Source organism: Pseudomonas sp. PDM14 (assembly GCF_014851905.1).
Taxonomy (GTDB): Bacteria; Pseudomonadota; Gammaproteobacteria; order Pseudomonadales; family Pseudomonadaceae; genus Aquipseudomonas.
On the sequence record NZ_JACVAQ010000002.1, the window covers coordinates 554,606 to 581,165 of the forward strand.

The 26,560-nt window shown below is 63.4% G+C and carries 27 protein-coding genes; all 27 read right to left on the reverse strand.

Annotated elements, in window-relative coordinates; all coding sequences use genetic code 11:
* Nucleotides 1–82 precede the first annotated feature (82 nt).
* Nucleotides 83–829: an RNA polymerase sigma factor FliA gene (gene fliA / locus IB229_RS15210; protein ID WP_192330442.1), complete on the reverse strand. Its 747-nt coding sequence runs from the start codon at nt 827–829 to the stop codon at nt 83–85.
* Nucleotides 826–1,659 carry a flagellar synthesis regulator FleN gene (fleN, locus tag IB229_RS15215; protein ID WP_192330444.1) on the reverse strand — a complete coding sequence of 278 codons (834 nt, stop codon included), beginning with the start codon at nt 1,657–1,659 and terminating at the stop codon, nt 826–828. Before fleN ends, fliA begins: the two co-directional genes overlap by 4 nt.
* A 91-nt stretch (nt 1,660–1,750) precedes the next feature.
* Nucleotides 1,751–3,073 carry a flagellar biosynthesis protein FlhF gene (flhF, locus tag IB229_RS15220; RefSeq protein ID WP_192330446.1) on the reverse strand — a complete coding sequence of 441 codons (1,323 nt, stop codon included), beginning with the start codon at nt 3,071–3,073 and terminating at the stop codon, nt 1,751–1,753.
* A gap of 12 nt (nt 3,074–3,085) precedes the next feature.
* Entirely contained in the window at nt 3,086–5,182 is a 2,097-nt protein-coding gene (gene flhA / locus IB229_RS15225; protein WP_192331587.1) for a flagellar biosynthesis protein FlhA, read from the reverse strand.
* A 132-nt stretch (nt 5,183–5,314) separates the two neighbouring features.
* Nucleotides 5,315–6,118 carry a hypothetical protein gene (locus IB229_RS15230; protein ID WP_192330448.1) on the reverse strand — a complete coding sequence of 268 codons (804 nt, stop codon included), beginning with the start codon at nt 6,116–6,118 and terminating at the stop codon, nt 5,315–5,317.
* A gap of 122 nt (nt 6,119–6,240) precedes the next feature.
* Nucleotides 6,241–7,377: a flagellar biosynthesis protein FlhB gene (flhB, locus tag IB229_RS15235; RefSeq protein WP_192330450.1), complete on the reverse strand. Its 1,137-nt coding sequence runs from the start codon at nt 7,375–7,377 to the stop codon at nt 6,241–6,243.
* A gap of 3 nt (nt 7,378–7,380) precedes the next feature.
* The gene (fliR, locus tag IB229_RS15240; RefSeq protein WP_192330452.1) at nt 7,381–8,157 is read right to left on the reverse strand and encodes a flagellar biosynthetic protein FliR; all 777 of its coding nucleotides are present in this window, start codon (nt 8,155–8,157) and stop codon (nt 7,381–7,383) included.
* Nucleotides 8,157–8,426, reverse strand: a complete 270-nt coding sequence (gene fliQ, locus IB229_RS15245) for a flagellar biosynthesis protein FliQ (RefSeq protein ID WP_192330453.1) — start codon at nt 8,424–8,426, stop codon at nt 8,157–8,159. Before fliQ ends, fliR begins: the two co-directional genes overlap by 1 nt.
* An 11-nt stretch (nt 8,427–8,437) precedes the next feature.
* Nucleotides 8,438–9,193 carry a flagellar type III secretion system pore protein FliP gene (gene fliP / locus IB229_RS15250; protein WP_192330455.1) on the reverse strand — a complete coding sequence of 252 codons (756 nt, stop codon included), beginning with the start codon at nt 9,191–9,193 and terminating at the stop codon, nt 8,438–8,440.
* Nucleotides 9,190–9,621 (reverse strand): flagellar biosynthetic protein FliO, encoded by a 432-nt coding sequence (gene fliO / locus IB229_RS15255; protein WP_192330456.1) that lies wholly within the window; start codon nt 9,619–9,621, stop codon nt 9,190–9,192. The genes fliP and fliO overlap by 4 nt, the downstream gene beginning before the upstream one ends.
* A 7-nt stretch (nt 9,622–9,628) precedes the next feature.
* Nucleotides 9,629–10,099: a flagellar motor switch protein FliN gene (gene fliN, locus IB229_RS15260; RefSeq protein ID WP_192330458.1), complete on the reverse strand. Its 471-nt coding sequence runs from the start codon at nt 10,097–10,099 to the stop codon at nt 9,629–9,631.
* Between the two features lie 62 nt (nt 10,100–10,161).
* Nucleotides 10,162–11,133: a flagellar motor switch protein FliM gene (gene fliM / locus IB229_RS15265; protein WP_192330460.1), complete on the reverse strand. Its 972-nt coding sequence runs from the start codon at nt 11,131–11,133 to the stop codon at nt 10,162–10,164.
* A gap of 14 nt (nt 11,134–11,147) precedes the next feature.
* Nucleotides 11,148–11,687: a flagellar basal body-associated protein FliL gene (gene fliL / locus IB229_RS15270; protein WP_192330462.1), complete on the reverse strand. Its 540-nt coding sequence runs from the start codon at nt 11,685–11,687 to the stop codon at nt 11,148–11,150.
* 344 nt (nt 11,688–12,031) lie between these two features.
* The gene (locus IB229_RS15275) at nt 12,032–13,315 is read right to left on the reverse strand and encodes a flagellar hook-length control protein FliK (protein WP_192330464.1); all 1,284 of its coding nucleotides are present in this window, start codon (nt 13,313–13,315) and stop codon (nt 12,032–12,034) included.
* Between the two features lie 109 nt (nt 13,316–13,424).
* Entirely contained in the window at nt 13,425–13,775 is a 351-nt protein-coding gene (locus IB229_RS15280; RefSeq protein WP_192330466.1) for an Hpt domain-containing protein, read from the reverse strand.
* Nucleotides 13,776–13,804: 29 nt separating this feature from the next.
* Nucleotides 13,805–15,499, reverse strand: coding sequence for a fused response regulator/phosphatase (locus IB229_RS15285; RefSeq protein ID WP_192330468.1), 1,695 nt, complete (start codon nt 15,497–15,499; stop codon nt 13,805–13,807).
* Nucleotides 15,500–15,504: 5 nt separating this feature from the next.
* Complete coding sequence (locus tag IB229_RS15290) at nt 15,505–15,810, reverse strand: STAS domain-containing protein (protein ID WP_192330470.1); 306 nt, start codon at nt 15,808–15,810, stop codon at nt 15,505–15,507.
* 76 nt (nt 15,811–15,886) lie between these two features.
* Nucleotides 15,887–16,336 carry a flagellar export protein FliJ gene (gene fliJ / locus IB229_RS15295; protein WP_192330472.1) on the reverse strand — a complete coding sequence of 150 codons (450 nt, stop codon included), beginning with the start codon at nt 16,334–16,336 and terminating at the stop codon, nt 15,887–15,889.
* Nucleotides 16,337–16,339: 3 nt separating this feature from the next.
* Complete coding sequence (fliI, locus tag IB229_RS15300; RefSeq protein ID WP_192330474.1) at nt 16,340–17,701, reverse strand: flagellar protein export ATPase FliI; 1,362 nt, start codon at nt 17,699–17,701, stop codon at nt 16,340–16,342.
* Nucleotides 17,691–18,470 carry a flagellar assembly protein FliH gene (gene fliH, locus IB229_RS15305; protein ID WP_192330475.1) on the reverse strand — a complete coding sequence of 260 codons (780 nt, stop codon included), beginning with the start codon at nt 18,468–18,470 and terminating at the stop codon, nt 17,691–17,693. Before fliH ends, fliI begins: the two co-directional genes overlap by 11 nt.
* Before the next feature lie 16 nt (nt 18,471–18,486).
* On the reverse strand, nt 18,487–19,503 hold the full coding sequence (gene fliG, locus IB229_RS15310; RefSeq protein ID WP_192330477.1) for a flagellar motor switch protein FliG: 1,017 nt from the start codon (nt 19,501–19,503) through the stop codon (nt 18,487–18,489).
* Nucleotides 19,496–21,292 (reverse strand): flagellar basal-body MS-ring/collar protein FliF, encoded by a 1,797-nt coding sequence (gene fliF / locus IB229_RS15315; protein ID WP_192330479.1) that lies wholly within the window; start codon nt 21,290–21,292, stop codon nt 19,496–19,498. Before fliF ends, fliG begins: the two co-directional genes overlap by 8 nt.
* 15 nt (nt 21,293–21,307) lie before the next feature.
* Complete coding sequence (fliE, locus tag IB229_RS15320) at nt 21,308–21,643, reverse strand: flagellar hook-basal body complex protein FliE (RefSeq protein ID WP_192330481.1); 336 nt, start codon at nt 21,641–21,643, stop codon at nt 21,308–21,310.
* Nucleotides 21,644–21,782: 139 nt separating this feature from the next.
* Nucleotides 21,783–23,195, reverse strand: a complete 1,413-nt coding sequence (fleR, locus tag IB229_RS15325) for a sigma-54-dependent response regulator transcription factor FleR (RefSeq protein ID WP_192330483.1) — start codon at nt 23,193–23,195, stop codon at nt 21,783–21,785.
* Between the two features lie 3 nt (nt 23,196–23,198).
* Nucleotides 23,199–24,425 carry a sensor histidine kinase gene (locus tag IB229_RS15330; protein WP_192330486.1) on the reverse strand — a complete coding sequence of 409 codons (1,227 nt, stop codon included), beginning with the start codon at nt 24,423–24,425 and terminating at the stop codon, nt 23,199–23,201.
* Between the two features lie 159 nt (nt 24,426–24,584).
* Entirely contained in the window at nt 24,585–26,060 is a 1,476-nt protein-coding gene (locus IB229_RS15335; RefSeq protein ID WP_192330488.1) for a sigma-54 dependent transcriptional regulator, read from the reverse strand.
* A gap of 203 nt (nt 26,061–26,263) precedes the next feature.
* Nucleotides 26,264–26,560: a flagellar protein FliT gene (locus IB229_RS15340; protein WP_192330490.1), complete on the reverse strand. Its 297-nt coding sequence runs from the start codon at nt 26,558–26,560 to the stop codon at nt 26,264–26,266.

Below are 26,560 nucleotides of genomic sequence, written 5' to 3' on the forward strand. Positions count from 1 at the left end.
GTTCTTGTCCAAGTCGACCTCCGTACAGTCCTAAACGTCATCGGCACCCGATGACGCTGCAATCATGAAACCGGTGACGCCGTCAGTGCGCTCGCCACTCACCCAGTCGGGCCCGCAAGCGTGCGGCACACTGACTGTGCAACTGGCTGACACGCGACTCGCTGACCCCCAGGACCTCACCGATTTCCTTGAGATTCAGCTCTTCGTCGTAATACAGCGCCAGGACCAGACGTTCACGCTCCGGCAGGTTGGAGATGGCATCAGCCAACGCCGCCTGGAAACGCTCGTCTTCCAGGTCATGCAGAGGTTCGGTCTGGGTACTACCGGTGTCTTCCTGCAGCCCGCCATGTTCGCCGTCCTGCACGAGGTCGTCGAAACTGAACAGACGGCTGCCCAAAGTGTCGCCAAGAATGCCGTAGTAATCCTCGAGACTCAATTGGAGTTCGGCCGCAACTTCTTGATCTTTAGCGTCTCGCCCCGTTCTGGCCTCGATTGTTCGAATCGCGTCGCTGACCATACGGGTGTTGCGGTGGACCGAACGCGGCGCCCAGTCACCCTTGCGCACCTCGTCGAGCATTGCGCCGCGGATGCGAATACCGGCGTAGGTTTCGAAGCTGGCGCCCTTGCTGCCGTCGTATTTCTTCGAAGCTTCGAGCAGGCCGATCATGCCCGCCTGCATCAGGTCGTCGACCTGGACACTGGCCGGCAGACGCGCCAGCAGGTGGTACGCGATGCGCTTGACCAGCGGTGCGTAACGCTCGATCAGTTGGTGCTGAGAGTCCCGAGCCTGCGCCTTGTTGTACATAAGAAGTCCATTGGCTGCTGTCATACGGCCGAACCCGCGATCGGCTGCTGCACCAGACGTTCGACGAAGAACTCAAGATGGCCACGCGGGTTGGCCGGCAACGGCCACGTGTCAACTTTCTGAGCTATCGCTTTGAACGCCAGTGCGCATTTCGAGCGCGGGAAGGCTTCGTATACCGCGCGCTGCTTCTGCACGGCCTTGCGGACCGACTCGTCGTAGGGCACTGCCCCCACGTACTGCAGCGCCACATCGAGAAAACGGTCAGTCACTTTGGTCAGCTTAGCAAACAGGTTGCGACCTTCCTGCGGGCTATGAGCCATGTTGGCCAGAACGCGGAAGCGGCTCATGCCGTAGTCACGGTTGAGCAGCTTGATCAGCGCATAGGCATCGGTGATCGAGGTGGGCTCGTCGCACACCACCACGATCACTTCCTGGGCCGCGCGGACGAAACTCACCACGCCGTCGCCGATACCGGCCGCGGTGTCGATCACCAGAACGTCGAGGTTGTCGCTGATATCGCTGAATGCCTGGATCAGGCCGGCGTGCTGCATGGGCGTGAGCTGCACCATGCTCTGCGTGCCCGAAGCCGCCGGGACGATACGAATACCGCCGGGGCCCTGGATCAGCACGTCCTTGAGGTCGCACTCGCCGGAAATCACGTCGGCAAGGGTGCGTTTGGCGGTAAGGCCGAGCAGGACATCGACGTTGGCAAGGCCGAGGTCGGCGTCCATCAGCATGACCCGACGGCCGAGATCGGCCAGGGCCAGCGACAGATTCACCGACACATTGGTCTTGCCGACGCCGCCTTTGCCGCCGGTCACTGCAATCACCTGTACGGGATGAATACTACCCATGTCCTCTACACACCTTGTCTTGCCTGCACTGGGCTGAGTGGGCACTACACCCTACCTCAACACTAGATCGCCGTGGAGCCTGGCGCCTGCTCTAACTCGCCCGGCGTGCCGGATTCTGGTACAGCCCGGCGAATACATCGGCCATGGCTTCTTCACTTGGATCTTCCTGGGTCTGCAGACTGACCGCTCGGCTGACCAGCTGATGACTGCGCGGAACCTGCAGATCATCAGGAATCTTGGGCCCATCAGTGAGATAGGCTACCGGTAGATGCTGGCCGATAGCCAGTCCTAAAACTTCGCCGAGGCTGGTCGCCTCGTCCAGTTTGCTCAGAATGCAGCCGGCCAGGCCGCAGCGCTTGTAACTATGGTAGGCCGCTTTCAGCACCTGGCTCTGGCTGGTTGCCGCCAATACCAGGTAGTTCTTCGCTTTGACACCGCGCGCCGCCAGACTTTCCAGCTGCATGCGCAGCGCCGGATCATTGGCCGGCAGGCCGGCGGTGTCGATCAAGATAACGCGCTTGCGGGCCAGCGGGGCCAGGGCCTGCAACAGCGATTCGCCCGGATCGACCTGGGTCACGGAGACATTGAGGATGCGCCCCAGGGTCTTCAGTTGCTCCTGCGCGCCGATGCGGAAGCTGTCCATGCTCACCAGTGCGATGCTCTGCGGACCGTATTTGAGCACGTAACGCGCGGCCAGCTTGGCCAGCGTGGTGGTCTTGCCCATGCCGGCAGGGCCGACCAGGGCGATCACACCACCCTCTTCCAGCGGCTCAACCTTCGGCGTCTTGATCGCGTGGGCCAGGTGGGCCAGCAGCATGCGCCAGGCCTGACGCGGCTCCGCGACCTTGGCCACACGTTCCAGCAGCGCCTTGGACAGCTCGGCGGACAGGCCCATGCGTTGCAGGCGGCGCCACAGGTTGGCTTGTTGAGGACGACGGTTCTGCATCTGGCCCCAGGCGATGGAACCCAGCTGCACTTCGATCAGTTCGCGCAGACCGTGCAGCTCGAAGCGCATGGCGTCGATCACACGCTGATCGGCGACGGGTGCAGCGGCAACCGGTTGCGGCTGCGGCGCGGCCGGGCGCTGCGGCTTGTACAGCGATGCCGGCAGCTCGGGAGCGACGATGGACTCATTGGCGAACAGCTGGCGGTCCTTGCGTTCGTCAGCCACCGCACGGCTGGTCAGTTCGGCCTGGGCACTGGCGATCTTCGCCTGGGTCTTGCGCAGCTCGGCTTCCAGCGCAGGGTTCGGCGCACGCACGGGCTCGGGCATCTGGTAGTCCAGCGCGGCAGTCAGCTCGACACCACCGGCCACCCGGCGATTGCCGATGATGGCCGCATCAGCGCCCAGCTCATCGCGCACCAGTTTCATGGCTTGGCGCATATCGGCGGCGAAGAAGCGTTTGACTTGCATGGCTTAGAACCCTCAGTTCTGGCCCACCGTCGCAACGATGGTGACCTGCTTGTTGTCCGGTATTTCCTGGTAAGCCAGTACATGCATGCTGGGTACGGCGAGGCGCGCAAAGCGCGAGAGCATCGACCGAACCGGGCCGGCAACCAGCAGGATCACCGGTTTGCCCAACATCTCCTGGCGCTGCGCCGCATCCACCAGGGAGCGCTGCAGCTTCTCGGCCATTCCGGGTTCCAGGAGGATGCCATCCTCGGAGCCCTGTCCGGCCTTCTGCAGACTGTTGAGCAATATCTGTTCCAACCTTGGTTCCAATGTGATGACAGGAAGCTCCGGCTCTAGTCCCACAATGCTTTGCACGATTGCGCGGGCCAACGCGACGCGCACCGCAGCGACCATCGCGGCGGGATCTTGACTCTTCGGTGCGACGTTGGCGATGGCCTCTGCGATGGTGCGGATATCGCGCACCGGTACCTGCTCCTGCAACAGCGCCTGCAGAACCTTGAGCAGGGTCGACAACGACACCAGGCCAGGCACCAGCTCTTCGGCCAGCTTCGGCGAACTCTTGGCCAGCAGTTGCATCAGCTGCTGCACTTCCTCGTGCCCAAGCAGCTCGTGGGAGTGCTTGTGCAGAACCTGGTTGAGGTGCGTAGCCACCACCGTGCTGGCATCCACCACCGTGTAGCCAAGCGACTGCGCCTGGTCGCGCTGGGTCGGGTCGATCCACACCGCCTCCAGGCCGAACGCCGGATCTTTGGCGGCAATGCCGTTGAGGGTGCCGAACACCTGCCCCGGGTTGATCGCCAGTTCACGCTCCGGGTACACCTCCGCCTCGGCCACGCTGACGCCCATCAGGGTCAGGCGGTAGGCGTTGGGCAGCAGGTCGAGGTTGTCACGGATATGTACGGAGGGCATGAGGAAGCCCATCTCTTGGGAAAGCTTCTTGCGCACGCCCTTGATGCGCGCGAGCAACTGCCCACCCTGATTACGATCAACCAGCGGGATCAGGCGATAACCGACCTCCAGGCCGACCATGTCCACCGGGGTGACATCGTCCCACCCCAGTTCCTTGACCTCCTGCGCGCGCTGGGCGGGGAGCAGCTCCTGCTGGCGCTGGACTTCCTGGGCCTCCACGTCCTTGGCCTTGCGCTGCTTGTTGGCAATCCAGTAGGCGCCGCCGGCGGCGACCAGGCCCAGGCTGATGAAGGAGAAATGCGGCATGCCGGGCACCAGGCCCATGGCGATCATGATCGCGGCCGACACTGCCAGGGCGCGCGGCGAGGCGAACATCTGCCTGTTGACCTGGGCGCCCATGTCCTCGGAGGTGGAAACCCGGGTGACCATGATCGCCGCGGCGGTCGACAGCAGCAGCGAGGGGATCTGTGCGACCAGGCCGTCACCGATGGTCAGCAGGGTGTAGATGCGCCCGGCGTCGGCGAAGCTCAGGTCGTGCTGAAGGATACCGATCGCGATGCCACCGATGAGGTTGATGAACAGGATCAGCAGACCGGCGACGGCGTCACCGCGAACGAACTTGCTGGCACCGTCCATCGAACCGTAGAAGTCGGCCTCCTGAGCCACTTCGGTCCGGCGCTTCTTCGCCTCGACCTGGTCGATGATGCCGGCATTGAGGTCAGCGTCGATGGCCATCTGCTTGCCGGGCATGGCATCCAGGGTGAACCGCGCGCTGACCTCGGAGATCCGCCCGGCACCCTTGGTGACCACCACGAAGTTGATGATCATCAAGATGGCGAACACCACGATACCGACCACGTAGTTGCCGCCGATAACCACTTCACCGAAGGCCTTGATCACCTGGCCGGCGGCGTCGTGGCCTTCCTGGCCGTGCAACAGGACCACACGCGTGGAGGCCACGTTGAGCGCCAGGCGCAGCAGCGTGGCGGCCAGCAGAATGGTCGGAAACACGGCAAAATCGAGCGGCCGCAGGGCATAGATCGCCACCAGCAGCACGACGATCGACAGAGCGATACTGAAGGTGAACAGCACGTCCAGCAGAAAGGGCGGGATCGGCAGCATGACCATGCCGAGCATGACCAGCAGCAACAGGGGAATACCCAGGTTGCCGTGGCGCAACCCGGCCAGGTTGCTGCGCATGTTGCCGACCAGCTCTGCTCTATCTACTGCCACGCGGTGTTACCCCAGTCGTTCAATCTTTTGACGCAAAACGGCGTCGTGCTGGGGTAAGGGCAAGAAGCATTCCAACTCACCGAAAATCGGCCAACTCGCTTAACCGCGTGGATCGCCCGGCAGGTAAGAGCCAGTGATCTGCCGATAGGCCGCCGAGGTTCGCGGCCCCGCCTCACCGTCGACCTTGACGAAAATGCCGGGAAAACCATTGAGCCAACGCTGCAGCGCCTCGGTTCTGGCAATCAGCAGCGGATCGCCCGGTTTGCTGGTGACGTAACGCACGATCAGCGGCGCATCGTCTGCCGGTACCGGCTGGTCTACGAAGCGCGTCTGGCCGTTCTCGGCCATGCGCCGCAACAGCACCGCGGCACCGCACTGCTTGGACACGGCGGTGTCCGACCAGAGCCCGTCCTTGACGTACTTGCCGCTGACATACTGGTTGGAATAGCTCCACAGGTACGGCGACTGCACCTGCGGATGAAACTGCCGGTAGCCAAAGCCGTTGTAGCGTTCGAGCTGATAGAGCATGCCGGCCAGGCTCCAGTCGATATGCGTGCCGAGCCTCTTGAAGGTCAGCGCATCACTGGCGCTCTCCTCCCAGGTGAATGGCGGCCCGCCGACTTTCGGCCGTCCGGACGGCACCTGCACGGTTCGCGCCGTCAAGGGATCGCCGTTATGCAGGTGTTTGCGAAAATCCAGGCTGCTTTCCATGCAATGGATCACCGCGATGAAATCCCAGGGCACGCCCACGGCGTTGCCGACGTGCTCGTAGCGCGGCTGATTGGCGCGGATCTGGCTGACCAGGCTCTCCACTTCGGCAGCCTTGCCGATGCGGATCTGACAGGTGTTGAACAGGCGTTCGTATTCGCTGCGCAAGGCAGCGGAAAGCGGTATCTGGGCCATGGGGCACTCCTTGAGAAGCAGGCGACTGCATTCAGGTCGAGTACCGCGGCACGAGCCACTCACCACCTACCGGTTTAGGCGGCATGCACGGCTTGTCAAATGGGATGGGAGCGAACGTACGATCAGTTGTCGCGACGCAGGTCCGGCGGGATCGGCAGATCCGGTAGCGGGCCTGGGCGCTTGGCCTTGCCGGCGCGGAACTGGCGCAGCTGGTAGACGTACGCCAGCACCTGGGCCACGGCCAGGTAGAGGCCGGCAGGAATCTCGGCCTCGACTTCTGTGGAATAGAACACCGCCCGCGCCAGAGCTGGCGATTCGAGCATGGTGACCTTGTGTTCCTTGGCGATCTCGCGAATCTTCAACGCGAGGAAATCGCCACCCTTGGCCAGCAGCACCGGCGCATTGCCGGACGCCGGGTCGTACTTCAGGGCGACCGCGAAGTGCGTCGGGTTGGTGATCACCACGTCGGCCTGCGGCACGGACTGCATCATGCGCCGCTCGGCCATCTCGCGCTGCAACTGACGGATCTTGCCTTTGACTTCCGGCTTGCCCTCGGAGTCCTTGTACTCGTCGCGCACTTCCTGCTTGGTCATCTTCAGCTTCTGCTTGGAATCCCACAGCTGAAACGGTACATCCACACCGGCGATCAGGATCAGCCCGCTGGCCAGCCACAAGGCGCTCCAGCCGACGATCTGCAGGCTGTGCATGATCGCCTGCTCGATCGGCTCGTTGGCCATCGCCAGAATGTCGTCCGTATCAGAGGAAAGCACTGCCAGCGCCACCATCAGGATCACCACGAACTTGGCCAACGCCTTGAGCAGCTCGGCCAGGGCCTTGAATGAAAACATGCGTTTGAGCCCGGCAAGCGGGTCCATGCGGCTGAACTTCGGAGCCAGTGCCTCCATGGAGAACAGCCAACCACCGAGAGAAATGGGGCCGAGAATCGAGGCGATCAGCAGGATGATGATGAACGGCTGCATCAGCTGCACGGCCGCCTTGCCGGCAGCCATCAGGTACTGCGCCATGGAGCCGTCGTCCATCAGCACTTCGCGCGGCAGGCTGAAGCTGTTGCGCATGATGCTGAGCAACGCATCACCCATCTCACCGCCGTACATTAGCAACGCGAAGGCACCCGTCAGGGTGATAGCGACGGTATTGAGCTCGCGCGAGCGGGCAATCTGGCCTTTCTTGCGCGCCTCTTCCAGGCGCTTGCCAGTGGGTTCCTCGCTCTTGTCGGCGCCACTTTCGCTTTCGGCCATGGCCTACCTCGCCTGCGCCAGTTCGCGCAGCAACTGCAGGGCATCGACGGTGAGCTCCTGAAAGTGCGCGAGAAAATCGGCCAGGCCGACCCAGAAGATGAAGATGCCCAGCACCAGGGTCAGCGGAAAACCGATGGAAAAGATGTTCAACTGGGGCGCGGCACGGGTCATCACACCGAACGCCAGGTTGACCACCAGCAGCGCGGTGACAATCGGCAACGCCAGCAACAGGCCGGCAGCCATCACCCAGGTCAGTTTGCCGGCCAGCTCCCAATAATGGTTGAGCAGCAGGCCACCACCCGGCGGCAGGGTGACGAAACTCTCGGCCAACACCTCGAACACCACCAGATGGCCGTTCATGGCAAGGAACAGCAGCGTCACCAGCATCAGCAGAAACTGCCCGAGCACCGGCACCGAAACGCCATTGGTCGGATCGACCATCGAGGCGAAGCCCAGGCCCATCTGGATCGCGATGATCTGCCCGGCAACGCTGAACAGGTGGAAATACAGCTGCAGGATGAAACCGAACATCACGCCAATGAGGATTTCCTGGCTAATCAACAGCATCGCCTGCACGCTCACCGCATCCACCACCGGCATCGGTGGCAACGTCGGCACCAGCAGCACGCTGATCGCCAGCGCCAGGTACAGGCGTACCCGCGTCGGCACGATCTGTGTGCCGATGATCGGCATGACCATCAGCATCGACGCGATACGGAACAGCGGAAGGAGGAACTGCCCGACCCAGCCGCCAATCTGCGCGTTCGAGAGCTCGAGCATCAGCCGATCAGCAAGGGAATGTTCTGGATCAGGTTCTGCGTGTACTCCATCAGCTCACGCACCAGCCAAGGCCCGGCCCAGATCAGGGTGAGCAGCATCACCAGCAGGCGCGGCACGAAGCTCAGGGTCTGTTCGTTGATCTGTGTGGCGGCCTGAAACATGGCTACCAGCAAACCGACCAGAAGGCTCGGCAGAACCATCAGGCCGACGATGATGGCCGTCAGCCAGAGCGCCTCACGAAACAGGTCGACAGCGATTTCCGGGGTCATCTGCGCGTCCTCTATAACGTGCCGAAACTGCCGGCCAACGTACCCATGATCAAGGCCCAGCCGTCGATGAGCACGAACAGCATGATCTTGAACGGCAGGGAAATGATCAGCGGCGAGAGCATCATCATACCCATCGCCATGAGAATGCTGGCCACCACCATGTCGATGATCAGGAACGGGATGAAGATCATGAAGCCTATCTGGAACGCAGTCTTCAGCTCGGACGTGACGAACGCCGGGATGAGGATGGTCAGCGGCGCCTGCTCGGGCGACACGATGTCGGTGCGCTTGGACAGGCGCACGAACAGCTCGAGGTCCGAGGCGCGGGTCTGCGCCAGCATGAAGTTCTTGATCGGCACTTCGGCCTTGGCGATGGCATCCTGCGCCACCATTTCTTCACGCAGGTAGGGCTGCAGCGCCTCACGGTTAATCTGGTCGAACACCGGGGCCATGATGAACATCGTGAGGAACAACGCCAGGCCGATGAGAATCTGGTTCGACGGCGTCTGCTGCAGGCCCAACGCCTGACGCAGGATGGAGAACACGATGATGATGCGGGTGAAGCTGGTCATCAGCATGACGAACGCCGGGATGAAGCTCAGCGCTGTCATGATCAGCAGAATCTGCAGGCTGACCGAGTATTCCTGCTGCCCTTCCGGGTTGGTGCTCAGGGTGATCGCCGGGATCGATAGCGGGTTCTCGGCGCCCAGCGCCAGCGGTGCCGCCACGACCAGCAGCAGGGTCAGCAGAATGCGCCAGGCGCTCATGTCTTGTCCTTATTGTCCTTGCCGAGCAACTCCATCAGGCGCTGCGCGAACTCCGGCGTCGCCGGCTCGGCTTCGGTCGCCAGCACCGGCTCTTTGAGCACGTGCAACGGCGTGATGCGCCCTGGGGTCAGGCCGAGCAGAACCTGCTCACCGCCCACCTGCACCAGCAATAGCCGATCGCGCGGGCCCAACGCCTGGCTGGCCACCAGCTTGATCACCTGGCCGCCACGCGGGCCGATCTGCTGCACACGGCGCATGACCCAGGCCAGCACGAAGATCAGGCCGATGACGAACAGCAGGCCGAGCAGCAACTGCACCAGTTGCCCACCAACATTGGTGGTGGCCAGTGGCGTGGCCGCCTTGGCAGCCGGCGTATCAGCCAGCGCGCTCAGTGGCAGTGCCAGCAACAAACCCAGGTAGTGGCGCATCACGGCCTCAGCGCAGCTTCTTGATGCGTTCGCTCGGGCTGATCACATCCGTCAGCCGAATACCGAACTTCTCGTTCACCACCACCACTTCGCCGTGGGCGATCAGCGTGCCGTTGACCAGCACGTCGAGGGGTTCGCCCGCCAGGCGGTCGAGTTCGACCACCGAGCCCTGGTTGAGCTGCAGCAGGTTGCGGATGGAAATATCGGTGCTGCCGACCTCCATGGAGATCGATACCGGAATGTCCAGGATCACGTCGAGGTTGGGGCCATCCAGGCTTACCGGGCCGTTGGATTTGGGCGCGGCGCCGAACTCTTCCATCGCTACGCGTGGCGCACTGGGCGCCGCCGGGGCGGCCTGCTGGGCCAGCATGGCATCAATGTCGTCCTGCCCCGCGTCGCCCGCCTCGGAGAGAGCCGCGGCCCACTCATCGGCCAGGGCCTGTTCCTCGGGAGAGGTGCTTTCGTTCTCGTCTGCCATCGGTCTGCCTCGGCTAACTGTTGTTCAGAAAGACCCGGCAAGCCGGGCCTGTGGGCATGCGCTCAGCGCACGCGCTCGATCGGTTCGATGATCTGCATGGCCAGGTTGCCCTTGTGCGCACCCAGCTTGACCTTGAAGGCCGGCACGCCGTTGGCGCGCATGATCACGTTTTCCGGCAGGTCCACCGGAATCACGTCGCCCGGCTGCATGTGCAGGATGTCGCGCAGGCGCAACTGGCGATGAGCCACGGTGGCGCCGAGCGGCACGCTGACGTCGAGGATGTCCTCGCGTAGGGCCTTGGTCCAACGTTCGTCCTGGTCGTCGACATCGGACTGGAAGCCGGCATCGAGCATCTCGCGTACCGGCTCGATCATGGAATACGGCATGGTGATGTGCAGGTCGCCGCCACCGCCGTCCAGCTCGATGTGGAAGGTCGAGACGACGATCACTTCGCTGGGGCTGACGATGTTGGCCAGCGCCGGGTTCACTTCCGAGTTGATGTACTCGAAGTTGACGTCCATCACCGCGTGCCAGGCTTCCTTGAGGTCGATGAATGCCTGGTCCAGCACCATGCGCACCACGCGCAGCTCGGTCGGGGTGAATTCGCGGCCTTCGATCTTGGCGTGGCGGCCATCGCCGCCGAAGAAGTTGTCGACCAGCTTGAACACCAGCTTGGCGTCGAGAATGAACAGGCCAGTGCCGCGCAGCGGCTTCATCTTCACCAGGTTGAGGCTGGTCGGTACGTACAGCGAGTGCACGTATTCGCCGAATTTCATCACCTGCACGCCACCGACGGCGACATCGGCCGAGCGGCGCAGCAGGTTGAACATGCTGATGCGGGTATAGCGGGCGAAGCGCTCGTTGATCATTTCCAGGGTCGGCATGCGCCCGCGGACGATACGATCCTGGCTGGTCAGGTCATAGCTCTTCACGCTGCCCGGATCGGAGTCGACCTCGGTTTCGACCAGGCCGTCGTCCACGCCGTGCAACAGCGCGTCGATTTCGTCCTGGGATAGCAGGTCCTGCACAGCCATTGCTTAACTCCTGCTCACTGCAATACCAGATTGGTGAACAACACCTGTTCGATCACCAGCTTGCCGGTTTCCTTTTGCGCCAGCTCCTGCACCGTGGCAGTAGCCTGCTGACGCAGCATTTCCTTGCCCACCGGGGTGATCAGCACGCCGAAATCCTGACCGGAAAAGAGCATCACCAAACGATTGCGCAGCACCGGCATGTGCACCTTGAGCGCATCCATCTCGGCCTGATCCCGAGCCATCAGGGCGACGCTCACCTGCATGTAGCGCTGGCGGCCCTGATAACTGAAATTGACCACGAAGGCCGGCACCATCGCTTCGTAGATCGCGACCTTCTTGACGGGGGCAGCCGCTTCGGCAGCAGCGTGTTCTTCCTTCGCGTCGTCCTTCTTGCTGTCGCCCTTGCCGAGGAAAAACCATGTCGCGCCGACCGACAGGCCGATGGCGAGCACCAACGCCACCACGATCAGAATAATGAGCTTGAGTTTGCTCTTGCCTGCCGGTTTATCGCCCGCACCCTCGGCAGGAGGTTGCGGTGCTGGTTTTTTTGCCATGCCAAAAATCCGTCGCTGATCTGGGTTTTGTCTACGGTCAAAGGGTTAGGAGCAAGTGTTATGCCACCTTATAAACAAAGTAGCTGCTCCGGCAACCGACGACACAGGCGGTCGATATACCAAGGCGCTGCCCGGCTGTCACCCGAAAACGACTGCGCCCGGTACATTTGTGCGTACCGGGCGCAATGAAGTTGCAGCGCTGTGCAGGCGTTCGATCCTGTTATGCGCGCGTGAACGAGACCTCTGGCGGATGAAATCGGCTCAGGATGCGAAGCTGCGAGCGGCTCATGAGCAGCCCGCAACATACACCCGCCCCGCTTTCGGCCGATCCGCGTGAACGACCGTCAGGCGTAATAGTCCACCAGACCGCGCGGCGCGGCACTGTTCGGATTACGGATCTCGCTCATGCCGGTGAGGACTTCCTCATCGCCACCGTCGCCACCGCGCCCCGAACCTCCCTGACGTCGACCCTCGTCACCATTGCCCTGCCAACCTCGCGCCAGCGACTGGTCGGAAACGTTGACGTCGAGCTGGCCCATGCCCTGCTGGCTGAACATGTCGCGCAGGCGCTGCATCTGCCCTTCCAGCTGATCACGCACGTTGGCGTTGGCGCTGATGAAGGTCACTTGGGCGGCCTGGTCCTTGTTCATCTCGATGCGCACTTCCATACGCCCCAATTCTGCCGGGTCGAGCTGGATCTCGGCGGACTTGAGGTTCTGGCTGGACAGCCACATCACCCGGTCCACCACTGCCTCGGTCCAAGCGCCCTGCATCGGCACCGGATGCCCCGGCACTACCGGCAGGCGCTGGGCGACGCTGCTCTGCTGATTGATCGCCTGACTCAGCGCACTGAGCTTGCTGGCGAACGCATCGGCACGCGCATCGCTCTGGTTCTCTCGTAACTCGGGCACGCTCTCCAGGCCTTCGGCCAGCAGATCCGCCACGGGGATTTCATCCTCGGCACTTTCTTCCGGCGCCGCCTCACCGGCAAAGGCTGCCAGCGCGTTGGCAAAGCCCTCGGTGGGGCTGACCGCTTTCTCCGCAGCAACCGCCCCCGGGCTCTGCTGCGCAGCCGCAGCGGCCTGATTCTGCGCACCGATCTCCAGTGCCAGGCGCACACCGGGCAGGCTGTTGAGCATGTCGAGCTCGGGATCATGGCTGGCATCGGTCATGCCTGGCGGCGCCCCTGTGGTGCCAAGCGTGCCACTCGGCGACAGCAGGTCACTGGTGCTCTCGACCGCGGGCTCGGTTTCTGCGCTGACACCCTCGACGGGCAACTGCCCGTTCATGGCCAGCAACAGCAGCGGGTCGATCACCTCCTGCTCGCCATCGGCCAGTTCCTCCTCCGGCAACGCATTGCCGCTATCGGCAACGATTGGCTGCTCCGCCGGCGTCTCGGCCTTCGCCGTGTCGCTTGGCTTGGCCTCGTCACTGCGCTCGTCGCGGGCCTTGGCCGCAGCTTCCTTGCGGTCGGCGGCCTTCGCCTGACGCTCCTTGGCGTAGACCTCGGCGAAGCTGGAAGCCTCGTTCTTGGCGGGTTCCGGCGCGTTGGCCGGCGCTTTCGTCGCCGAAGCTTTCGGCCTGACGTCAGGCGCCGGCTGAAGCAGGATATCGGGTGCGACGGACATGGGTACTCTCCGTTCAGGGTGGGTCGTACCGGGATATAGCAAGGCCTGGGCCAGGTTTGTCGCCGTGCAGAAAAACCGTGATCAGGCAGGCGATGGCACGCGGCAGAACCTAGCGGTAGCGCTGGCGCTCGGCGCGGAAGAGGATGCGCACGATGGCGAACTCACGCTCGATCTGCTCGATCAGCGCAGGTACGTCATCGAGTTGTTCGCGACGGGCGGCCTCCTCGAGCTGCTTGCACAGGTTGGCCAGCAGCACCGCGCCCATGTTGCTGCAGCTGCCCTTGAAACTATGCGCGGCCAGGCGCAGTGCCTGGGCATCGGCACTCTGGCGGGCGGCGACCAAGTGGCGCAGGCGCTCATCGGAGTCGGTCAGGAAGGTATCCAGCAGCACCGGATACTCGTCTTCCATGACGTCCTGCAGAGACGCCAGCACCGCGGCATCGAGATGGGAATCGGGCACCTGCTCACTCCATGATCAAGATGCGCGGATTATGCATGAGCCGGCCAGCAGAACTCCACGTTTACCCCGCGACCATCCGCTGCCCACTCGCAGCTCCAGGTCAATTGACGAATCAGGCGCAGGCCACGGCCACGCAGGCTTTGCGGCGCATGCTCAAGGTCCATTGCCGCGGCAACATCGAAGCCGCCACCGCTGTCCTCGATGTGAATCTTCAGACAGCCGAGATCAGGGCGCTGGAGCAGTTCGAGGTTGAAACGCACGTAACCGTCCTGCAGCGCCTGCAGGCGTTGTGTGCGCTCCTGGTAGTAGCGGGCGAAGCCTTCGGCACTGCACTTGAGCGAGGAATCCAGGCCCAGTACGCCATGCTCCAGCGCATTGGAATAAAGCTCGGCCAGCACCGTATAGAGCGGGCCTGCCTGGGCGCGCAGGCCTTGCACCTCCAGCAGCAACTGCAGGAGGAATGGCAACGGATTGAAGCGTTTGAGCGTCTCGGCACGGAATTCGAAACTGGCGGACCAGTCCAGCGGGCTGCTCTGCCCGCTGTCGGAGAACACCAGCGGTGGTCGGTTGAGCGCGCCCTCCTCGACCAGGCACAACTCGATCATGCTGACGTCGTCCTGGGCCTCGCCGCGGAATGCGACCAGTGCCTGCTGGATATCGTCGAACAGCCGTTGCGGGGCGTGCTGGTTGTCGAAGACCGCCTGCAGGCGCTCCTCACCGAACAGCTCACCCTGGGCGTTGCAAGCCTCGAGAATGCCGTCGGAAAGGAGGAACAGCCGATCGCCCTCCTCCAGCGGATAAACCTCGTAGGCGTCATTGAAACGGCTCGACTCCAGCACGCCCAAGGGCAGGTGCCGCGACATCAGGCGCACCCGCTCGCCATTGGCCGCCCGCAGCAGATAGCCATCGGGCAGGCCGCCGTTCCACACTTCGACCACTCGCCGCTGGAAACTCAGGCTGAGCAGCGTCGCACAGCAGAACACGCCAACCGGCAGGATGCGCTTAAGCTTGGCATTCATCTCGCGAAGGATTTCCGCGATGGAAAACCCTTTCGCCGTCATGCCGTAGAACACTTCGGCCAGCGGCATGGCGCCAATCGCCGCCGGCAGGCCATGCCCGGTGAAATCGCCGAGCAGCACGTGCATGTCGCCCGACGGCTTGAACGCGGCGAGCAGCAGGTCGCCGTTGAACAGGGCAAAAGGCGACTGCAGATAACGGATGTTCGGCGCGTTGAGGCAGCCGGAGTGCGCGACCTTGTCGAACACCGCCTTGGCCACGCGCTGCTCGGTGAGCAGATGTTCGTTGTGCTTGGCGATCAGGTCGCGCTGGCGCAGCACGGTGTCCTGCAGGCGCCGCAGGCGATCCATGGCGCGGATCTTGGCTTCGAGGATGGTGCGGTTGTAAGGCTTGGCGAGGAAGTCGTCACCGGCCTCCAGGCAGCGCACCAGGCCTTCACTCTCGGTCAGCGAGGTGAGGAAGATGATCGGTACCAGTGCCTCACCGGCCGCGGCCTTGATCCGCTCGGCAGCCTCGAAGCCATCCATCAGCGGCATCAACGCATCCATCAGCACCAGCTGTGGCCGCTCCTGCTCGAACAGCGCAACGGCCTCCAGGCCGTTGCTGGCGGTGAGCACGCGGTGCCCCTGGCGATTGACGATGGTGGACAGCAGCATCCTGTCCGCGGCGTTGTCCTCGGCAATCAGGATGGCCAGGCGCCCGGGCATGGCAGTCAGCCGATCTGGAACAGTTGTTCGAAGTTGGAGATAGAGAGGATCTTGCGCACATCGGGGTTGCAGTTGATCAGGCTGATGCGCGCATGATCGCCGCCGGCATGGTCGCGCAGCAGCAGGAGCATGCCCAGCGCGGAGCTGTCGAGATAGGTCGCACCCTGCAGGTCGACCAGGTAGCGCTTGGGTGTGATGTTCACCCGCTCGTAGGCATCGCGAAATTCCTGATGCGCGGAGAAATCGAAGCGCCCCTGAATCTGGATGGTCAGTTCCTGGCCATCGCTCGAGGGCAGCGCGGTGATCGTCATGGAGCACTCCTTGTCTGTGATGCGTGCTGTTCTGCGGACAGATTTAGCATTGGTGGCAAATGGCGGCAACCACCGCTCAGTATTGATCGCGAGCCGGCAGGCGTTGAGACAGTTCGTCGAGCAGTTTCTGCTCACGTTTGTCTTCGGCGATACGGGCTTCTTCGATGTAACGCTGGACCAGCTTGCGCAGGCCTTCCAGACGAGCATAGCGCTGCTGCCAGAGTGCGCGAGCCTTGGCCAGATTGTCGCGGTGCCAGTTGACGCTCTGCAGCTGCTGGCCGATGGCGGTTTCCAGCTGCGAGAGGAAGCGTTGATAGTTCATCAGCCACTGCCCGGAAACGCCGTGGCGGCCTTCGTTGATCCATTGTTGCTGATAGTCGCCGCGGTAGCGCTCCAGCTCGCTGAGCTGCAGTTCTGCCTTGCCCAGCAGGCCTTGGCAGTGGCCGAGCTGGCGCGCGGCTTCACGCTCAGCGCGCTCGGCCATGTCGATGACCGGCGCCAGGCGCGCGGCACGGCTGTTAGCCATTCATCAGGCGCCCGGAGCCGAAGGGTTGAGCACCTGCGCCAGTTGCGCGGCGCTGTCGGCCATGCTCTCGCTTTCGCGTAGGCCCTGGCGCAGGTAACGCGCCATCGCAGGCTGGCGGGCGATGGCCAGGTCGGTGTCGGGATCGCCACCCGGCACGTAGGCACCGACGCTGATCAGGTCGCGGCTCTGCTGGTAGCGCGACCACAGCTGCTTGAAGCGCTGGGCCATGCGCATGTGCTCCGGGCTGACCACCTGGGGCATGACCCGGCTGATCGAGGCCTCGATGTCGATGGCCGGATAATGGCCTTCCTCGGCCAGCCGCCGGGACAGCACGAAGTGGCCGTCGAGCACGCCGCGCGCGGCGTCGGCAATCGGGTCCTGCTGGTCATCACCCTCGGAGAGGACGGTGTAGAAGGCGGTGATCGAGCCACCGCCGGCCTCGGCATTGCCGGCCCGCTCGACCAGGCGCGGCAAACGGGCGAATACCGATGGCGGATAACCCTTGGTCGCCGGGGGCTCGCCGATGGCCAGGGCGATCTCGCGCTGGGCCTGGGCGAAACGGGTCAGCGAGTCCATCAGCAGCAGCACGTTCTTGCCCTTGTCGCGGAAGTACTCGGCGATCCGCGTGCAGTACATGGCTGCGCGCAGGCGCATCAGCGGCGCGTCGTCCGCAGGCGAGGCCACCACCACCGAGCGCTTGATGCCCTCCTCGCCGAGGATTTCCTCGATGAACTCCTTGACCTCGCGACCGCGCTCACCGATCAGTCCGACCACGATGATCTCGGCCTCGGTGAAGCGCGTCATCATGCCCAGCAGCACCGATTTACCCACACCGGTGCCGGCGAACAGACCCAGCCGCTGGCCACGGCCGACGGTGAGCAGGCCGTTGATGCTGCGGATGCCGACATCCAGTGGTACGTGAATCGGATCGCGGTTGAGCGGGTTGATGGTCGGCCCATCCATCGGCACCCAGTCCTCGGCCTTCATCCCGCCCTTGCCATCGAGGGCCCGCCCGGCGCCATCCAGCACGCGGCCCAGCATCGACATGCCCATGGGCAGACGGCCGGTATCCGGCAGCGGCACTACGCGCGCGCCCGGCGCGATGCCGGCCAGGCTGCCGACGGGCATCAGGTAGATCTTGCCGGAGGAAAAACCCATCACCTCGGCCTCGACCTGCACCGGGTGGTAACTGTCGTCATTGATCACCAGGCAACGGCTGCCCAGCGCAGCGCGCAGGCCCTCGGCTTCCAGGGTGAGGCCGACCATGCGCAGCAGGCGACCTTCGACCACCGGCTGACTGGGTAGCTCGATCGCCTCAGCGTAACCCGCCAGGCGTTTGGCAAAGCTGACGCGCTCAAGGCGCATGGTTGGCGTCCAGATCGACGGCGATATCCGCCTCCGGCGGGTTGGTGGCCTGTGAGCGTTGCTGGTCGAAGAGCTGCTTCAGGGCCAACGCCAGGCGCGTTTCCGCCGTTGCATCAATGCGGCTCTGCTCGCTCTCGACGCGACAACCTCCTGGTTGCAGGGCGTCGTCTTCAAGAATCCGCCAGCTTTCCTCATGCCGCTCGCGCAGGGCTTTGACCAGGTCGAAGTCCTGGGGATTGATGTGGATGCGCACGTTGCTCGCGCCCATCGGCAGCAGCTTGAGCGCCTCGCGCAGTACATGGCGGATTTGGCTGGAGTCGGTGGACAGTTCGCGCTGGATGATCTGCCGCGTCATCTGGCTTACGAGATTGATCAGCCCCTGCTCGACGGCCTGGTCCTGCTCGGCGATAGGCTCGAACAGCTGGGTCATCACCTGCTCGAGCTGAGCGACCTTGCCCTGCAGCAGTGTGTCGGCCTCCTGCTTGGCCTTGAGCTGGCCAGCCCGGAAACCGTCCTTCTCGCCCGTGGCGAAGCCCTCGTTGTAAGCGTCCTGGCGGATCGCCTCGACCTCGTCGAGCGTCAGCGGTTTGACTTCCTCGACGGCGACGTCCTCGACCTGCGAGATCGGCTCCGGCTCGGCCTGTTGCGGCTCGGGCTCCGGCTCGGGAGCGGCCTCCACCGCGGGGTCGAAACTGGGCAACGCCCAGCGGTCGAAACCACTCACGTCCTTCGCGCGAATCAGTTCGCTGGGAGCTTCCTTGGGGGCCATGCTGGGATTCCGCCGCTTAGATCATCGCCTCGCCGCCAGCCCCGCCGAGAACGATCTCGCCGGATTCGGCCATGCGACGGGCAATGGTGAGAATTTCCTTCTGTGCGGTCTCGACATCGCTGACGCGCACCGGGCCCTTGGCCTCGAGGTCGTCGCGCAGCAGTTCGGCAGCACGTTTGGACATGTTCTTGAAGACCTTTTCCTTGATGCCATCGTCGGCGCCCTTGAGCGCCAGCACCAGCACGTCGGAAGACACCTCGCGCAGCAGCGCCTGGATACCGCGGTCGTCGACGTCGGCCAGGTTGTCGAAGACGAACATCAGGTCCTCGATCTGGCTGGACAGGTCTTCGTCCACCTCGCGAATCGAGTCCATCAGCTGACCCTCCATCGAGCTGTCGAGGAAGTTCATGATGTCCGCTGCGCGCTTGACGCCGCCAAGGGTGGCGCGGGTGGTGTTGGCACTGCCGGAGAACTGCTTCTCCAGAATCAGGTTGAGTTCCTTGAGCGCGGCCGGCTGCACGGTGTTCAGCGAGGACACGCGCAGGACGATATCCAGGCGTACCTTGTGGTCAAAGTGACTGAGCACTTCGCCAGCCTGGTCCGGGTCGAGGTAAGCCACGACGATGGCCTGGATCTGCGGGTGCTCGTAACGGATCACGTCCGCCACGGCGCGCGGCTCCATCCACTTCAGGCTGTCCAGCCCGCTGGTACTGCCACCAAGCAGGATGCGGTCGATGAGGTTGCCGGCTTTGTCTTCGCCCAGAGCCTGGGTGAGCATCTTGCGAATGTAACCGTCGGCACCGACGCCCAGGCTGGTCTGGTCGCCGACGATCTCGACGAACTCGCCCATCACCTGCTCGACCTGCTCGCGGTGCACGTTGCGCATGCCGGCCATGGCCACGCCGACGCGCTGCACTTCCTTCGGCCCGAGATGACGCAGCACCTGGGCGGCATCGGTCTCGCCGAGGGACAGCAGGAGAATGGCGGCCTTGTCGACCTTGCTCAGCTTGGCGGTGGCGCGATTGTCATTCATCGGCGTTGATCCAATCTTTCACGACTTGGGCGACGCGGCCCGGATCTTCCGCCACCAGACTCTTGATGGCGTTCAGTTGCGCATCATACCCCTCCGAGGGGCTCGGCAGCAGGATGCTTTGCGGGCCACCGAGGCTGACCCGATCAGAGGCCAGCTCGCCTTCCAGGCCGCCCATTTCACCCAGTTCGACATCGCCATCACGGCCACCAGAACCGGCAGCACCTTTGCCACCGTTGGTGATGTTGTTGAGCACCGGGCGCAGCACGAACAGCACAAGAATAAGGATCAGCAAAGCCGGGAATAGTTGCTTGAGCAGCCCCATGGCCATCAGGAACAGCTCGCTCTGGTACCACGGGGTCTCGAAGACTTCGCCCACCTCGGTGGTGAATGCGCTGTTGATCACGCTGACGCTGTCGCCACGGCTCGCATCGAAGCCGACGGCATCCTGCACCAGGCGGGTGAAGCGCTCCAGCTCGGCGGCACTCCACGGCACACGGGTGGACTCGCCGCTCTCGGCATTGATGCTGACACGGTCATCCAGCACCACGGCAACCGACAGGCGCTTCAGGCGGCCTTGCTGCTGCTTGGTGTGGCTGATCGAACGGTCCAGCTCGAAGTTGCGCGTGGACTGTTCACGCTTGTCCGCCGGGTACGGCGCCAGCATGGGTTGGCCGGTGGCCGGATCGGTGATCTGCTGGCCGTTGGAGTCCAGCAGCGGTTGCCCAGCGGCAACCGGGCCGGCAGGCGCGGGAGCCGCGGCGGCAGCCTGTTGCGGAGCCGAAGCGGCACCTGGCGGCTGGTTGCTGACGGCACCCGGCACGCCCTGCGGCGGCAAGCTGCTGGTGCGCTGTTCGTTGACCTGCTGTTCGCTGCGCAGCGCCGGTTGGTCCGGGTTGAACATTTCCGAGGTCGACTCGACCGCGCTGAAGTCCACGTCGGCCGAAACTTCGGCCTTGTAACGGCCATTGCCCAGCACCGGCTGCAGGATGTTGTGCACGCGCTGGGTAAACAGGGTTTCCATGCGGCGGCTGTAGTCGAACTGCTTGCCGGCCACGCTCAGCTCGGACATTTCCTGCTGGTCGGAGAGCAGGTTGCCCTTCTGGTCGACCACGGTGACTTGCGATTTGGTCAGCTCCGGCACGCTGGTGGCAACCAGGTTGATGATCGCCATCACCTGGCTCGGCTCCAGCGCACGACCGGGATACAGCTCGACCAGCACCGAGGCACTGGGCTTGCGCTCGTCACGGACGAACACCGAGCTCTTCGGGATCGCCAGGTGCACACGGGCGCCCTTGACGTTATTCAGGCTCGACACGGTGCGTGCCAGCTCACCCTCGAGCCCTCGGCGATAACGAGTGGCTTCCATGAATTGGCTGGTGCCCAGGCCTTGCTCCTGGTCGAGGATTTCAAAGCCGACATTGCCATCGCTCGGCGCGACGCCGGCAGCGGCGAGGCGCATGCGCGCACGGCCGAGGTCTTCGGACTTGACCAGCAGAGCGCCGGAGTTCGGCTCGACGGTGTAAGCGATATCGGCGGCGGTGAGAATCTCCACCACCTGATTGGTATCCATGCCCGACAGATTCGCCAGCAGCGGGCGATAATCCGGCTGCTGCGACCAGAGCACCACGGCAAATCCGATGGCCACACTGGCAGCCAGACCGACCAACAGGCCGACCTGACGCAGCATGCTCATCTGCGAGAGGTTTTCCAGGAATGCCAGCCCGAACAGCGGCTTCTTCTCACCGGAGCCGGTAGTGGCGGGCACGTTTGCAGCGACTGCTTCAGCCATGAGTCAATTCCGCCCTTAAACCGGCATCTGCATGATGTCTTGGTACGCCTGAACCAGCTTGTTGCGCACCTGGGTCATCGCCTGGAAGGAAACGCTGGCTTTCTGCGACGCGATCATCACATCAGTGATATCCACGCCGCTCTGGCCCATCTCGAAGGCCGACGCCAGCTGCCCGGACGCCTGCTGCGTCTCGCTGACCTTGTTCACTGCCTGCCCCAGCATCTCCGAGAAGCTCGGCGCACCTGGCTCCGGCGCAGCGCTGATCATGGCCGGCCTGGACTTGGCCATGGCATCCATCTGCATGGAGCGCATTTCCAACATCAGACGATTGAATTCGATACCTTGGCTCATGATCTTCCTCCGACCGCAATATTTTGACGCTGCGCGGCTCTATACGGAGGTATTTGCAACAAGGGTGCCAAATCTGCAGGCAGGCAAAGGCCCGCACGGGGCGGGCCTTGGGATAGGACGTTGAAGCGTCGGGATGGCGTCAGCTGGCGTAAAGATAGGCCTCGACGTCCATGCCGGCATCACGCATCTGCGCCAGTTTGTAACGCAGGGTCCGCGGGCTGATGCCCAAGCGCTCGGCGGCCTCCTTGCGCCGGCCACGCTCGGAACGCAGGGTATCGATGATCAGCTCGAACTCGCGGCGACGCAGGTCCTCGCCCAGCTGTCCCGCCACTTCGCTCGCGGCCGATTCGACAGGCACTGCCGCCGTGGCAGCCGCGACCAGGGTCAATGGCTGCGGCGCTGGCGAAACGATCGCCATGCCGATTGGCGTGGTCAGACACAGGTCATGGGCCTGGATCTGCCCACCCTGCTGCAGGATCAGCGCGCGCTGGATGGCATTGTCCAGCTCACGAACGTTGCCCGGCCAAGCATGAGCCAGCATCGCCGCACGAGCATTGGGAGAAAGCTGCACCGCCGAGTGATTCATTTTTTTGACGTGCTTGGCCAACAGGCGCTCGGCCAGCGGCAGAATGTCGGCGGTACGCTCGCGCAGTGGCCGCCAGGCCAACGGGAACACCGAGAGGCGGTAGTAGAGGTCTTCACGGAACCGCCCCGCCGCCACTTCGCCCGCCAAGTCACGGTTGGTCGTGGCGATGACGCGGATATCCAGTTCGATGGGCTTGCGCGCACCGACACGTTCGACTTCCCGCTCCTGCAGCACACGCAACAGCTTGGCCTGCAGGCCGATAGGCATCTCGGAAATTTCATCGAGGAGGATGGTGCCACCGTCAGCCAGTTCGAACTTGCCCGGCTGCGCCGAAACCGCGCCAGTGAACGCCCCCTTCTCATGGCCGAACAGGGTCGCCTCCAGCATGTTGTCGGGGATCGCCGCACAGTTGATGGCGATGAATGGCTTGCCCGCCCGCGGCGACTGCAGATGGATATAGCGCGCGAGCACCTCCTTGCCGGTGCCGGACTCCCCGGAAATGAGCACGGTGGAACCGCTCTTGGCCACGCGCGACGCCAGTTCCAGCAGCTGCTGACTGGCGGGCTCGTTGGCGACCGGACCATCGCCCTCACCCGCGCTCGGATGACCAAGCGCGTGACGCCCGACCAGATCGAGCAACGCTTTGGGCTCGAAAGGTTTGACCAGGTAGTCGGCAGCCCCCTGGCGCATGGCATCCACGGCACGCTCGACCGCACCATAGGCAGTCATCAGCAACACCGGCAGTTGCGGGTAGCGGCTGCGGATCAGCCCGAGTAGCTGATGGCCATCCATGCCCGGCATGTTGACGTCGCTGACCACCAAGCCGAAAGACTCCTCGGCCAAGGCGTCCAGCGCATCCTCGGCGCACTCCACGGCGCGGTAGTCATGCCCGCCCAGCAACAAGGTGTCGGCCAGCGCTTCGCGCAACGCGCGGTCGTCTTCGACCAGCAGAACTTTGGCAGTCATGGCCTACTCCTGAATACGCGGCTGGATAGCCGATTGCGCCGCGCCGAGCAGCGGCAGAATGAGGGTGGCGCACGTGCCACGGCCCACGCGCGAGCGCAGTTGCAGCTCGCCCTGGTGAGCGCGTACCACGGCCTGAACCACTGCCAGGCCGAGGCCAGTACCGGTGGTCTTGGTGGTGAAGAACGGTTCGCCGAGACGCGCCAAGGTGGCCTTGTCGATGCCGGGGCCGTTGTCGCTCACGCACAGACGCAGGCTGTTGTCGCGGGCGTACAGGTGGATCTTCAGGCTCGCCTCGCGGCCGCCAGCCTGGATGGCGTTCTGCACCAGGTTGAGTACGGTGCCGACCAGGGTGTCGCGGTTGCACAGCAGCTCACCCAGGCGCGCGTCGCATTGCCAGCGCACATTCATGTCCTGCACGTGCGGCTCGGCCGCTGCGCGCAGCGCATCGAACAGCGCCGGTGGGGCCAGGCGATCCGGCAGCGGCAGCTCGCCGCGGGCGAATACCAGCATGTCGCGCACCTGGTGCTCCAGCTCGTGCAGGCGCTCTTTCAAGCGGCCGGCGAAACGCTGCTGCTGCTCGAGCGGCAACGCCTGCTCGGACAGATGACTGGCATACAGCAGCGCGGCAGAGAGCGGTGTACGAATCTGGTGGGCCAACGAGGCAACCATGCGCCCCAGTGCGGAGAGGCGCTCATGGCGAGAGAGCTGGTCCTGCAGGCGACGGGTTTCCGTCAGATCGGTGAGTAGAACCAGTTGCCCCGGCTCGCCATGCAGCGAACGGGTGGCGATGGACAGCCGGCGGCCATCCTTCAGGGAAATTTCGTGGCCATCGTCTTCGCGGGGGGCGAAGCTGCGCTGGATGACTTCGCGCCAGAGCATGCCCACCAGCGGCTTGACCAGCAGATTGCGGGCGACAGGGTTGGCTTCGCGGACCACGCCCTGGCCATCAATGACGATCACGCCACCCGGCAACAGATCCAGCAGGCTCTGCAGGCGATGCGCCAGACGCTCTTTCTCTGCCAGCTCCTGCATGCGCTGGGCGCTGACCAGCGCCAGCTGCCCCTTGAGCTCGGTGACCCGGGCCTCGAGCATGCTGTAGGACGCGCTGAGCTGCGTGGACATCTGGTTGAACAGGGTAAACGCCTGCTCCAGACTCTCGCGACTGGCCTGCTCGACCGGCGCGTTGGCATCGATCTCGGGGTTCGGGGATTTGGGGGCCGCTTGACTCATACTCATCTCTCGCGTGGCAAACCGTCAGCAGACGGTCAGTCAGCAGAGACATAGCAATCCCCGTGCCTAAAAAAATATCCTTATTTTTCAATGCCATAAAAAATAAAGCCGGAGACTGCGTCAAAGCTCCGGCTTCATTGGCATGGATGGCGACGGCAATCAGTCCTCGTCGACACCCTCATCATCACGGCGACTCATGCCGTACTTGCGCATCTTCTCGACCAGGGTCGTGCGACGAATACGCAGGCGCTCGGCCGCGCGTGCCACCACGCCACTGGCGTCATCCAGCGCCTGCTGGATCAGGCCCTGCTCGAGATTGCCCAGGTAATCCTTCAGGTCCAGGCCTTCCGGCGGCAGCATCGCCCCGCTGGTCATGCCCGGTAGGCCGGCACCGATGGCTGCGCGCTCTTCCAGCTCTTCACGCAGGCTGCTGACCAACTGCTCGTCGTCATCGTCAACATGACGGAATTTCTTCGGCAACTCGCCGACCCCAATAACGCCATAGGGATGCATGATCGCCATGCGCTCGACCAGGTTGGCCAGCTCACGGACGTTGCCCGGCCAGTCGTGACGGCACAGCGACATGATGGCCGCCGAGTTGAAACGGATCGAGCCGCGCTTCTCGAATTCCATCCGCGAAATCAGCTCGTTCATCAGCAGCGGAATGTCTTCCACCCGCTCACGCAATGGCGCCATCTCGATCGGGAAGACATTGAGGCGGTAGTAGAGGTCCTCGCGGAAGGTACCCTCCTCGATCATCTTCTCCAGATCCTTGTGCGTGGCCGCGATGATGCGTACATCGGCACTCTGCGTCTTGTTGCTGCCGACGCGCTCGAACGTCCGTTCCTGCAGCACGCGCAGCAGCTTGACCTGCATCGGCAGCGGCATATCGCCAATTTCGTCGAGGAACAAGGTGCCGCCGTTGGCCAATTCGAAGCGCCCGGCGCGGCTGGTGATGGCACCGGTAAAGGCACCCTTCTCATGCCCGAACAACTCGCTCTCGAGCAGCTCGGCGGGAATGGCGCCGCAGTTGACCGGCACGAAAGGCGCATCGCGGCGTTTGGAGTGGTAGTGCAGGTTGCGCGCAACAACTTCCTTGCCGGTACCGGACTCACCGAGGATCAGCACGCTGGCCTCGGTATCGGCCACCTGCTGCATCATCTGTCGTACCTGATGGATAGCGCGGCTGGTGCCGACCAGGCTGCGGAACAGATTCGGCTCGCGCTGACGGCTGCGCTCGCGAGCCTGGTCATACATTTCGCGGTAGACCTGGGCACGGTGCAGCGAATCGAGCAGCTTGTTGTAGCTCGGCGGCATTTCCAGGCTGGCCAGTACACGGCGACGCAGGTCTTCCGGCCAGTCGGCTGGGGCAACATCGCCGATCATCAACAGCGGCAGGTTCTCATCCCAGCCCGCCAGCTGCTTGAGCAGATCGAGCGCTCCGCCCTTGGCTTCGACATCCCCCAGCAGCACGCAGAGAATCGAACGACTGGAATCGAGAGACGCAACGGCGTCTTTCCATCCAGCGCTGGTGCTGGAGAAGTGCTCTTCGCCAAGGAAATTGAGAATGACCGCCAGATCACGGCGGCGCTCGCTGTTGTCGTCAATCAGCAGGATCTTGGTTTCACGCCACATCTGTTTTGGTCTGACTCGCGAGCAGGAAAAAAGCTGTCTGGAGAAAACACAAACAGCGCCGGCAATTGGCCACTAGTAAAGTCAAAAATCAGGCGTTAGTCAATTTTATGACGTGAATTTACCTGAAAAAACCAGATTCTTTTTAGAGACACCATAAAAACGCAAAAAGCCCCGCAGAGCGGGGCTTTTTTCATTGCTATCGATCAACCAAACAGCTGGTAAACCTTGGCGCCTTGTTGCGCGTGGTTGAGCTGACGCAGCTCGTCGGCAATGCGGCCTTGCTCGGTTCTGCAGGTGGCGACTAACTCGCGGTAGAGGTCGAGAAGCTCCTGCATGCGGTCGCGCAGAGCGGCCTCATCCTGTGGGGCATCGGCCATGGCCTCCTCTACCGCCTGGCGGCACTGGGTATCCAGCTCCCCGATAGCGGCCCAATCCTGACTGGCCAGGGCCTGGCGCAGCGCGGCGCCGGTATCCTGAAGACGTTGAACGGATGCGTTCAT